The sequence below is a fragment of the Leptospira kmetyi serovar Malaysia str. Bejo-Iso9 genome (assembly GCF_000243735.2).
In the GTDB taxonomy this organism is placed as follows: domain Bacteria; phylum Spirochaetota; class Leptospiria; order Leptospirales; family Leptospiraceae; genus Leptospira; species Leptospira kmetyi.
The window spans coordinates 3,665,164-3,677,034 of the sequence record NZ_AHMP02000003.1 but is presented as its reverse complement, the minus strand read 5'-3'; the positions used below and the strand labels follow the sequence as shown (position 1 = coordinate 3,677,034).

Genomic DNA, 11,871 nt, shown 5'->3' with positions numbered 1-11,871 from the left:
ATAAAAAAGGACTCGTTTTTCAATCGATAAATTCCCGCAAAAAACGCTTCCGAAACGCCGTCACGCCCGATCTAAAAATCCGAAAGAAATTTTTCGAAACTTCGGCGCCGAATCGGAAAATTTAATATTGACATTTGAAAACAATTAGTTTGATATAAAACTATATTCTTATATGAATCCGATCCGCTTTTTATCCTTGTTTTTCTTTCAGCTGAATATGCTTCTTCGGTGGCCTGTGTATTGGCGTTGCGGAGGGAGAATTTTACGGATCTCGCAGGACTTTCGGGAAATGAAGGTCAAACTTCCATTCAACCGCAAAACCAGAGGATTGATGGGAACCCATTTCGGAGGTTCTCTTTACGCGTTCGTGGACCCGATTCCCTTGTTTTTACTCAAACATAATTTGGGAGATCCGTATCTTCTCTGGGACACGGACGTTTTTATACGTTATGTGAAAGCGACGTCTCAAGACGTGTTTGCGGACGTTAAGATTTCCTCCGAAAACATTCTGAAAATCAAGGAAGAATGCGATCAAAAGAAAAAGACGAATTTCGACATAGACATCGAAGTGATTGAGGGAAACGGAACCCTCGTCGCGCAGGTCCGCAAGACGATCTACGTCCGCAAAAAACCGGACTTCTCCAAAAGAAAAGCGTCAACCGTCAAAAAATAAAACAATTCACGCGTTTCTAATATTCTAAATTGAGAATATTATACTTTTGCCTTAGGTCCGAATTCTTTTCTCCAATAAACAGTTCCGAAAAACGCAAAACCGATCAGACAAAAGGCGCCTTGCGGAAACCGCAGAAGGAAAAAATATCCCAAGGAAAACATTCCGAAGAACAACGCGACCGTTCCGAGAATCCAAAGAACGATCTTTTCCCGAAACTCGTCCAGTTTTTCCTTGCTGTCCCGTCCTTTCCAAAAACCGAAAGGTTCTACCCTTTTTACAAAGGCGTCTAACGTTTCCTGCGGAACCGGAGGAGTCAAAAGCGTAACCACGATCGACACGATCACGGAACCGATCGCCACCCAGAACAAAAGATATTCCGATCGGACGTCCGGAAACGTCGGGTATAAGATCAAGGAAAGAATCAACGCGGTGATCATTCCCGAGAGTTCGGTCCAAGCGTTGGTTCTCCACCAAATCCATCTGAGAATTTGAGGCAAACCCATCCCCGACGCGAACGCCAAAAGAAATTTCCACGCGCTTGCAATCGATTGAATCTGCGTTGCGACGAGGATCGCGATGATCGACATCAGAACGACCGCGATCCGGCTCACTCTCACCAAGGTCTTATCGTCCGCGCTCGGGTGTAAAAATCTAAGATAAAAATCGTTCACGAGATAACTCGCGCCCCAGTTGATATGCGTATCGGCCGTCGACATAAAGGCGGCCATCAAACTCGCGAACACGATTCCCAAAACTCCGCTCGGAAGAATGAGCTTCATCAAAACCGGATAACCCATTTCGCGATCTCCCGCGACGAGTTGTCCCTCCGAAAAATATCTCGTAGGATCGTGCAAGGGAAAGACGACTAACGTGACGAGCGCGGTCAAAACCCAGGGCCAGGTTCTCACCATAAAGTTGGCGACGTTGAACCAAAGGGAACCCTTCTCCGCTTCCTTCGGATTTTTTGCGGTGTGAATTCTTTGTGCGAGATAACCGGAACCGTCCGAATAATACTGAGCCCACCATTGAACGGAAACGAATATTAGAAAAACCGTAAACGGCAAAGAGGCGTCCTGAAAGTCCGGCCAAAAACTCAAAATCGATTCGTGTTGATCGGGATAAACCTCCTCCATCTTGGTAAGAAGACCGGAAATTCCTCCCTGACTGGAAACCGCATAAAAAGCGAAGAGGATCGCGCCTCCCATTCCCAAAGCGAACTGAACCAAGTCGGTAAGAATCACACCTTGGATTCCTCCCATACTGCTGTAGATCACGACGACCAAAAATAAAATCAAAACGGTGATCGTATTATTCAAAGAATCGAATATTAAAAAAGAAGGCCACAAACTTTGTACGATCGAAAAAGCGTCCGCGCCGATCAGATCCTTCCAATCCAAAAACGGACCCGTGATCTTGGACATCGCCTTAAACACCCATCCGAGTACAATCGAATTTACTAATATACTTAAATAGAACGCTTTGACCATGCGAAGGATCACGGCAGGTTTGCCGCCGTATCGAAGTTCGACGAACTCCACGTCGGTCAGAACTTCCATTCTCCTCCATTTGCCCGCAAAAAAAACGGTCATCGCCATATAACCGATCGCCCAGCTCCACCAAAACCAGTTCGCCGAAATTCCATCCGCTGCGACAAAACCAGTGATCACAAGCGGAGTATCCGCCGCAAACGTAGTCGCCACCATCGAAGTTCCGAGCCACCACCAAGGAAGTTTACGATCGGCTACGAAATACGAAACGAGACTTTTACCCGCCTTTGGAGAAAGCAGAACTCCCGCGCCGAACGCAAAAAAGAGATACAAGGAAAGAATGGACCAATCGAGGATGCTGAACATATTTTCTTCTTTCGTCAGTTTTAAAGCCTTTCCTAAGAACGAAACCCTCTTTCCAAAATCGGAGAATCAAAATCGAATTCTCTTGATCCCCCGTCCCGAAAGAAAAACATGACTGATAAGGTTATGGCAAACATCATCGTTCAAAAATACGGCGGAACTTCCGTGGGAACCCCGGAAAGAATCCAGAACGTTGCAAAAAGAATCAAGTCCTACCACGACAAAGGACAACAGGTCGCAGTTGTGGTCTCCGCGATGGGACATACCACGGACGAACTCGTGGATCTCGCGGCTAAAATTTCATCGAACCCTCCGAAACGGGAAATGGATATGCTCCTTTCCACGGGAGAACAAATTTCAACGGCCCTTCTCGCCATGGCCCTTTGGGAAATCGGAGTTCCCGCAACTTCTTTTACGGGCTCTCAAATCAAACTTCTTACGGACGGAAACTTCTCCAACGCGAAGATCATGGAGATCGATCGTTCCCGAATCGACTCCGCATTCAAAGAAGGAAAGGTAGTCATCATCGCGGGATTTCAAGGAATCGACGCGGAAGAAAACATCACCACTTTGGGAAGAGGCGGCTCGGATACTTCCGCGGTCGCAGTCGCGGCGGTTCTCGGCGCGAAAGAATGTGAAATTTATACGGACGTGGACGGAGTTTATACCGCCGATCCGAGAGTCGTTCCGAACGCAAAAAAACATACGCAGATCACTTACGAAGAAATGCTCGAACTTGCGAGTTTAGGCGCGGGAGTTCTTCATTCCAGAAGCGTCGAATTAGGAATGAACTACGACGTGGTCATTCACGTCCGCTCCAGCTTCAACGAAAACCAAGGAACCCTTGTAGTGAGCGAGGATAAGATTATGGAAAAATTAAAAGTAAGCGGAGTCACCGCAAAGAGCGATCAGGCGAGAATTACGATCGCGGGCGTTCCCGATAAACCGGGTTTAGCCGCGGGACTTTTCGGAGAACTCAGCTCCAAACATATTCTTGTGGATATGATCGTACAATCCTCTCCGCATAACGGAATCAATACGATCTCCTTTACGATTCCTAAAAAGGACGTTCTCGAAGCGAAACCGATCCTTCAGGGATTTTCAAAGGCGCATAACGCGAAAGAGCCCGAAATCAACGAAAGTATCGCGATCGTTTCCGCGGTCGGAGTGGGAATGAAATCGCACGTCGGAGTTGCGGCGGGAATGTTCAAAGCGCTCGCGGACAACGGAATCAACATCGAAATGATCTCCACTTCCGAAATCAAAATCTCCTGTGTGATCCCCGAAGATCAGGCGAAAGTCGCGATCAACAAGATCCACGACGTGTTCGGCCTTTCGGCATAAACCCGAGCCGTCGAAGGCGAGATTTGCGTTCCGCGCGATCCTTTTGCGCGGGGGAATTCAGATCGGAACAAAAAAGACCGGACCTCCGAACGGAACCGGTCTTTTTTATTTTAGGAATCTAGAATATTCTTAATTCTTACTATTTTTTCCCGAAGGCGAACGCGTTCTCTTTTTAAACGGAGAATTCTCCCACGATTTGAAAAGAAAACGCGCGCCTCAAGATCATTCCTCCTTGGGAGATCGAATCGCCGCGAGCAACTGAAGAAGAACGAAAAACCAGTGCATCCCCGTAGTTCCGTAACCCATCGGAAGACTTCCCGAAACGATAAATATCTTCCAAAAAAGTAAATTAGCGGTTCCTAATGTGAAATGCGCCCCCATCGCGGTCAAATGCCAGGAACGTTTCGGTTCCGCGCGGAACAGATGAATCCCGAGTATCAACGCGAGACCGTGCGCTTCGAAAAAGCCGATTCCCAAAAACTCGTGTCCTTGTAGAATCCGACCTTCCGGTCCGAATCCATAATAAATTCCTAATATATCCAAAACGAAAAAACTTACGGTGGAAGCGAGAATCAAAACGATCCCGTTTACGCGTAAAATCAATCGACGTGTGGAAACTGTCATAGTACCTCCGAGTATTCGTAAAAAGGGAACTCACGCTTGCGGATTTCTTTCGAGAATCGTTGTCCGAAAGATTTTTTTTAAAGATTGGATCGACTACGAACGTTTCTCTTCGTCCGTCCACAAAACGGCGAGCAGTTGCAGAAAGACAAAAGTCCAGTGCATCCCGGTCGTGACGTAACCCATCGGCAGATTGTGTATGGCGATGAAAATTCCCCACATAAGAATATTCGCAGTTCCTAATAAAGAATGGATCGCGATCGCCACAATATGCCAGGAACGTTTCGGTTCCGCTCGATACAAAAGAACCGCGAGGATAAACGCAAGTCCGTGGGCTTCGAACGCGCCGACTCCCATAAATTCCTGGCCTTCCAAAACGAATCGGGCCGGTCCTTTGCCGAAAAATATCCCGAGAATATCGAGGACCAAGAACGCTACGACGGAAGCGATCATAAGCATGATCCCGTTGATTCTTAAAAGCAATTTGCGCGCTGAAAGCGACATGACTAAAACCTCCAAAGTAGATTGAAGGAAACTCGAAAAGTCTGTTTATTTCATTCTAACTTATCAAAGAAACGGGATCGGACAACCGTTAATCGGGGATGAATGAGTAAGCGTCACTTTTTTATCCGAAAACTTGATCTCCATTTTATGATTTCGCTTATCAAATTCGTTTTCGAAGAGATGCTTTCCGTTCGGCAAATGCCCTCCTCAAACTTAAATGAGACATAGAGAAATTTCTCCGCGCCGGAGGGGAAAAATTATGATTTTTTTATAAGTTGGCAATATTTTGCTCGAGCTTTTCGTCCCATCTTCTTTAATCATCTTTTGCTATTTCTCAAGTAACTCCTTCGGAGCATGCAATGAGCATTCGTTTTCGCATTTCGCTTTATCTTTCCGTCGTTCTTTTCATCGGATTTTCGGTTTTAGCCGGTTTCAATTCTTACAGCGCGTATCAAAATCTAAAAAAAGAAGTGATCAGCAGTTCGGAAGTAACCGCAGAACGATGGACTTTCGAAGTAAAGGATCATTTGGATACGACGATGGCCTTGATTCGAGGTTTCCGTTTTCCTCTTCTATTCGCTTCTCCCGGCAGAACTGAAGTGATCCGTTCTCTTCGAGAAATATTAAAGCGAAATGATAATTTATATGGAGCAAGCGTCGCCTACGAACCGAACGCGTACGACGGAAAGGACGCGCAGTTCGTCAATACCCCCGGACACGATTCCACGGGAAGATTCGTTCCGTATCTTCATCGCGGAAAAACAAAGGAAGAAATCGTTCTCGAACCTTGCAAGTTCTACGATAGCACCGGCCCGGAAGGGGATTGGTACCAGATTCCGAAAAAACTCAACGACCCTTTCGTGACCGATCCGTATTATTACGAAATCGAAGGTAATGTCAAAATTCTCATGATCTCGCTCACGGTTCCCATCAGCGCGGACAACCGTTATTACGGAATGGCCGGAATCGATTATCAGTTGGAGGAACTCCAAAAGCTGATCGGAAATACGAAACCGTTTCGAGATCAGGGATACGTGGCTCTGATTTCACCTAAGGGGATTTATGCGGTCAACGGCTTGGATAAGGGTTTGGTCGGTAAGTCGATTCCCGAAGAGCATATGCAAACGTATCTCAAACTCAGCCAGGAAGGAAAAAAATTCACTGCGGACGCGGACGGTTATACGCATTATCTGTTTCCGTTTCATATCGGAAAAGAAAAAAGATTTTGGGTGATGCAGGTAAGCATTCCGAATTCGATTTATCGGGACGACATCGCGGGCATTCTGTTTCGAAGTTTTGTTTCCACGTTAGTCATATTGATCGTCGTTCTTTTGAGTTTGAATTTTATATTCCAAAAATTGATTTCTTCCGGACTTCTCAAAGCGATCGGTTTCTCCGAAGAAATCGCAAAGGGAAATCTTGTCGCACAAAGTTCTCACGAACAACAAGACGAAATCGGAACCCTTCTCGGTTCGATGAACCAGATGCGGGAGAATCTTTTGAAAGTCGTTCGTGAAATCGGAGCCTCCGCTTCCAAACTCAAAGGAACGTCTCAGAAAATGGCGGATTCTTCGAGAAGTTTTTCCGATGTCGCACAAACACAAGCGTCCGCTGCGGAAGAATCTTCGGCGGCTGTCGAAGAACTCGCGGCTTCGGCACAAAACGTCGGAAAGTCCATGGAGAAAGCGGTTTCCAGCATGAAAGAAATCGACGGAAACGTGGATCGTCTTAAAGAACAAATTGCGAACATCAATCGGGAAATGCAGGATCTCGTTAGGCTCGCCGCCGAATCCAAAGAACAAGGTGTGACCGGAGAAAGTGCGATGATCGCTTCCACAAGCGCCATGGGCGCCATCGGTGAAAGCGCGTCTCGGATTACGGAAATTCTTTCCATCATCACCGAGATTTCGGAAAAGACAAACCTTCTCGCGTTAAACGCAGCCATCGAAGCAGCAAGAGCCGGAGAAGCAGGAAAAGGATTCGCAGTCGTTGCGGAAGAAATCGGAAAACTTGCTTCACAGACTTCCACGAGTGTTCAAGAAATCGGGGCGTTAGTAAATTCCACAAACAACGCCGTATTAAACGGAAATACGAAAGTCTCGGAAGCGTCTAACGTTCTTAAAAAACTCAGAGAACAAGTCGAAGAATTCGATCGTTACGCAAAGAACGTTTTGACTTCGGTGAAAACTCAGGAAGAAAACACGAAAGAAATTTCTCAAAGCGCGAACGAACTCATGACCTTCAGTTTACAAATCGAAGAAGCGGTTCTCGAACAAAAAAGAGCAACGGACGAAATCACAAAAACGATCGTGAGCATCTCCGACGGAACTCAGGAAATCGCCGCGGGCGCGGACGATCTCACTTCATTCTCGGGTGAAATGCACGGACAAGCCGAACAACTCGGACAACTCATCGGCAAGTTCAAAGTCGCCGATGGCGATCTCAATCAATCAACGGAGAAAAATTCATGAGCATTCGTACTCGAATTTCCATTTATCTTGCGGCGGTTCTCTTTCTCGGATTTTCCATTCTCGCGGTAATCAACTCGATCACCTCGTATCAAAACTTAAAAAAGGAAGTGGAAGGAAGTTCCAAACTCACATCCGAACGTTGGTCCTTGGAAGTGAAGGACATTCTCGACGCGGCTATGTTTTATGTGAGGGGATTTCGTTCTCCTTTGATGTTCACTTCTCCTCCGAGAGAAGCGATGATCGAATCCATGAAGGAAGTGTTAAACCGAAATCCGAACTTTTACGGAATCTGGTTCGTCTACGAACCGAACGCGTATGACGGACAGGACGCGAAGTATAAAAACGCTCCGGGACACGACGCGAGCGGAAGATTCGTCGCCTATGTTCATCAGACAAAAGATCCGGGTAAGAGCACTCTCGAAGCGGGAGTCGGCTACGACAACACGGATCCGAGCGGCGATTTCTATCAAATTCCCAAAAAGAAAAACGTATATTTAGTTACGGATCCTTATGTTTATACGGTTGTGGGCGGTGAAAAAATTCTTATGATCTCCTTGGTCGCACCGATCAGCTTGGGTGATAACTTCCGTGGCGCGGCGGGAATCGATTTGAAGATCGAAGAACTACAAAAAATCTTCGGCGGCGTAAAACCGTTTCGGGATCAAGGTTATCTGACCTTACTTTCGCCTAAGGGTGTTTATGCGGTTCACGGAAACAAACCGGAACTCGTGGGAAAAACCATCGAAGACAAGGAAGAATTGGACTTCTATCTTAAAGAAAGCGCGGAAGGAAAAGAATTCATCCGAGACGCGGACGGGCATACGCACTACTACTTTCCGTTTCACGTCGGTAAGGATAAAAGTTATTGGGTGATGCAGGTAAGCATTCCGAACTCGATCTACACTACGGAAGTTTTAAACATACTTTTCAAAAGTTTCTTAACCGCGATTTTGATTTTGATTTCGGTTTTGATCTGTTTGAATTTTATATTCCAAAAATTGATTACTTCCGGACTTCTCAAAGCGATCGGTTTCTCGGAAGAAATCGCAAAGGGAAATCTTGTCGCGGAAAAAACGTATCACCGCTCCGACGAAATCGGAACCTTGCTCGGTTCGATGAACCAGATGCGGGAGAATCTTTTGAAAGTCGTTCGTGAAATCGGAGGTTCGGCGAATGTGTTGAAAGATACGTCCGAAAAGATGGCGGATTCTTCGAGAAGTTTTTCCGATGTCGCACAAACACAAGCGTCCGCTGCGGAAGAATCTTCGGCGGCGGTTGAAGAACTCTCGGCTTCCGCTCAAAACGTCGGAAAGTCCATGGAGAAAGCGGTTTCCAGCATGAAAGAAATCGACGGAAACGTAGTTCGACTCAAAGAACAAATCGTAAACATCAATCGGGAAATGCAGGATCTTGTCCAACTTGCGGCTGAATCTAAAGAACAAGGAGTTACGGGCGAGAATGCGATGGTCGCATCTACGAGCGCCATGGGCGCGATCGGTGAAAGCGCGTCTCGGATTACGGAAATTCTTTCCATCATCACCGAGATTTCGGAAAAAACAAACCTTCTCGCGTTAAACGCAGCCATCGAAGCAGCAAGAGCCGGAGAAGCGGGAAAAGGATTCGCAGTCGTCGCGGAAGAAATCGGAAAACTTGCTTCGCAAACTTCCACGAGTGTTCAAGAAATCGGGGCTCTTGTAAATTCCACAAACAACGCCGTATTAAACGGAAATACGAAAGTTTCGGAAGCGTCTAACGTTCTTAAAAAACTCAGAGAACAAGTCGAAGAATTCGATCGTTACGCAAAGAACGTTTTGACTTCCGTGAAAACTCAGGAAGAAAACACGAAAGAAAGAAATTTCTCAAAGCGCGAACGAACTCATGACCTTCAGTTTACAAATCGAAGAAGCGGTTCTCGAACAAAAAAGAGCAACGGACGAAATCACAAAAACGATCGTTAGCATCTCCGACGGAACTCAGGAAATCGCCGCGGGCGCGGACGATCTCACCTCATTCTCGGGAAACATGCACGGACAAGCGGAAAACCTCGGACAACTCATCGGTAAATTCAGAACCAACTGAAAGGGAGAATTACGTTCAGGACCAAAAAGAAATTTCACTTTTGATTCTTAGATTTATAAAACACATTGTAAATTATAATTCTTACCGGAACAAAAGGAGGATGTCTAGTATTTGAATTGATAACTTTTACATTTTTGTTACAATAATCCTTCCCTATTTGGAAGTAAGAAAGGTGGAAAGGTATGAGTATTCGAGTTCGTATTTCGCTTTATTTGTCAGTGGTTTTGTTTATCGGATTCAGCATTCTTGCCGCAATCAATTCTGTCACTTCGTATCAGAATCTTAAATCCGAAGTGGAAAATAATTCCGCGATCACTTCCGAACGTTGGTCCTTGGAAGTGAAGGACATTCTCGACTCCGCGATGTTTTACGCGAGAGGCTTTCGTTCTCCTTTGATTTTTACTTCTCCGTCTCGGGAACAGATCATCGTTTCGATGAAGGAAGTCATCGAAAGAAATCCCACGTTCTTCGCTCTTTGGCTCGTCTACGAACCGAATCTTTACGACGGAAAAGACGCTCAATATCGAAACGCTTCCGCGCACGACGGAAGCGGAAGATTCGTTCCGTATGTCTTTCAATCCGGTGAAAAAGGTAAAGCGCTCATTGAACCTTCCATCAACTACGATAAGACCGACGGAAGCGGAGACTATTATCAGATTCCGAAAAAGAACAACACGTACTTCGTTTCCGAACCGTATCTTTATAAAGCGGGCAATCAAGAAGTTATGATGCTTTCGATCGTCGCGCCGATCAGCAAAGACGGATTCTTTCGAGGAGCTTGCGGGATCGACTTGAGAATCGAAGAACTTCAAAAAAAATTCGGGGAAGAAAAACCGTTTCGCGGTCAAGGATTTATGACGTTGATTTCTCCGAGCGGTTTATACGGCGTCAACGGGAAAGATCCTTCTTTGATCGGAAAGAAAATTCCGGACAAAGCCGAGCTGGATCACTTTTTAAAATTCGCACACGAAGGAAAGAATTTCACGTACAACTCGGAAGGACATACGCACTACTACTTTCCGTTTCACGTCGGTAAGGACAAACGATATTGGGTAATGCAGGTCAGCGTTCCCGATTCCATTTATCAAAGCGAAGTGTTGAGCATTCTTTTTAAAAGTTATGTTGCGGCGATTTTGATTTTGATTTCGGTTTTAATCTGTTTGAGTTTTATATTCCAAAAATTGATTACTACCGGACTTCTCAAAGCGATCGGTTTCTCGGAGGAAATCGCGAAGGGAAATCTAGTCGTTGAAAAAACGTATCACCGCTCCGACGAAATCGGAACTCTTCTTCATTCGATGAACCAGATGCGGGAGAATCTTTTGAAAGTCGTTCGTGAAATCGGAGGTTCCGCACATACTCTCAAAGGAACTTCGGAGAAGATGGCGGATTCTTCGAGAAGTTTTTCCGATGTCGCACAAACACAAGCGTCCGCTGCGGAAGAATCTTCGGCGGCTGTCGAAGAACTCGCGGCTTCCGCGCAGAACGTCGGAAAGTCCATGGAGAAAGCGGTTTCCAGCATGAAAGAAATCGATGGAAACGTGGATCGTCTTAAAGAACAAATTGCGAACATCAATCGGGAAATGCAGGATCTCGTTAGGCTTGCCGCCGAATCCAAAGAACAAGGTGTGACCGGAGAAAGTGCGATGATCGCTTCCACAAGCGCTATGGCGGCGATCGGTGAAAGCGCGTCTCGGATTACGGAAATTCTTTCCATCATCACCGAGATTTCGGAAAAGACAAATTTGTTGGCACTCAACGCCGCCATCGAAGCAGCAAGAGCCGGAGAAGCGGGAAAAGGATTCGCAGTCGTCGCGGAAGAAATCGGAAAACTTGCTTCGCAGACTTCCACGAGCGTTCAAGAAATCGGGGCTCTTGTAAACTCTACAAACAACGCCGTATTAAACGGAAATACGAAAGTTTCGGAAGCGTCTAACGTTCTTAAAAAACTCAGAGAACAAGTCGAAGAATTCGATCGTTACGCAAAGAACGTTTTGACTTCGGTGAAAACTCAGGAAGAAAACACGAAAGAAATTTCTCAAAGCGCGAACGAACTCATGACCTTCAGTTTACAAATCGAAGAAGCAGTTCTCGAACAAAAAAGAGCCACGGACGAAATCACAAAAACGATCGTGAGCATCTCCGACGGAACTCAGGAAATCGCCGCGGGCGCGGACGATCTCACGTCATTCTCGGGAAACATGCACGGACAAGCCGAAAACCTCGGACAATTAGTGGGCAAGTTTAAGACCAACTAAATCCGGAAAAACGGTTGAACCAAGGGATCTTGCTTAGGATCTTACAGATCAAAGGCAATTCTTACCCTTGG

7 protein-coding genes and 1 pseudogene are annotated in these 11,871 nt (G+C 46.0%); 5 read left to right on the top strand and 3 right to left on the bottom strand.

The window, feature by feature from the left end:
- The first annotated feature begins 172 nt into the window (after nucleotides 1-172).
- The gene (locus tag LEP1GSC052_RS19635) at nucleotides 173-673 is read left to right on the top strand and encodes a DUF4442 domain-containing protein (RefSeq protein WP_010575966.1); all 501 of its coding nucleotides are present in this window, start codon (nucleotides 173-175) and stop codon (nucleotides 671-673) included.
- A gap of 38 nt (nucleotides 674-711) precedes the next feature.
- Here LEP1GSC052_RS19635 and LEP1GSC052_RS19630 read toward each other — a convergent pair whose 3' ends face one another.
- Nucleotides 712-2,526 (bottom strand): sodium:solute symporter family protein, encoded by a 1,815-nt coding sequence (locus tag LEP1GSC052_RS19630; RefSeq protein WP_010575967.1) that lies wholly within the window; start codon nucleotides 2,524-2,526, stop codon nucleotides 712-714.
- Between the two features lie 123 nt (nucleotides 2,527-2,649).
- Here LEP1GSC052_RS19630 and LEP1GSC052_RS19625 point away from each other — a divergent pair, with 123 nt between their 5' ends.
- On the top strand, nucleotides 2,650-3,867 hold the full coding sequence (locus LEP1GSC052_RS19625) for an aspartate kinase (RefSeq protein ID WP_010575968.1): 1,218 nt from the start codon (nucleotides 2,650-2,652) through the stop codon (nucleotides 3,865-3,867).
- Nucleotides 3,868-4,089: 222 nt separating this feature from the next.
- Here the strand turns inward: LEP1GSC052_RS19625 and LEP1GSC052_RS19620 are convergent, their stop codons facing one another.
- Together LEP1GSC052_RS19620 and LEP1GSC052_RS19615 are read right to left on the bottom strand one after the other, a co-directional pair.
- The gene (locus tag LEP1GSC052_RS19620) at nucleotides 4,090-4,491 is read right to left on the bottom strand and encodes a hypothetical protein (RefSeq protein WP_010575969.1); all 402 of its coding nucleotides are present in this window, start codon (nucleotides 4,489-4,491) and stop codon (nucleotides 4,090-4,092) included.
- Between the two features lie 93 nt (nucleotides 4,492-4,584).
- Entirely contained in the window at nucleotides 4,585-4,992 is a 408-nt protein-coding gene (locus tag LEP1GSC052_RS19615; protein WP_010575970.1) for a hypothetical protein, read from the bottom strand.
- Between the two features lie 359 nt (nucleotides 4,993-5,351).
- Between LEP1GSC052_RS19615 and LEP1GSC052_RS19610 the strand changes: the two genes are divergently transcribed.
- The 3 genes and pseudogenes from LEP1GSC052_RS19610 to LEP1GSC052_RS19600 all read left to right on the top strand — a co-directional run bounded on the left by LEP1GSC052_RS19610 (nucleotide 5,352) and on the right by LEP1GSC052_RS19600 (nucleotide 11,800).
- Nucleotides 5,352-7,463, top strand: a complete 2,112-nt coding sequence (locus LEP1GSC052_RS19610) for a methyl-accepting chemotaxis protein (RefSeq protein ID WP_020986378.1) — start codon at nucleotides 5,352-5,354, stop codon at nucleotides 7,461-7,463.
- Nucleotides 7,460-9,542: pseudogene (locus LEP1GSC052_RS19605) on the top strand (methyl-accepting chemotaxis protein). Before LEP1GSC052_RS19610 ends, LEP1GSC052_RS19605 begins: the two are co-directional and overlap by 4 nt.
- Nucleotides 9,543-9,724: 182 nt before the next feature.
- Nucleotides 9,725-11,800, top strand: a complete 2,076-nt coding sequence (locus LEP1GSC052_RS19600; protein ID WP_010575974.1) for a methyl-accepting chemotaxis protein — start codon at nucleotides 9,725-9,727, stop codon at nucleotides 11,798-11,800.
- Nucleotides 11,801-11,871: the final 71 nt, after the last annotated feature.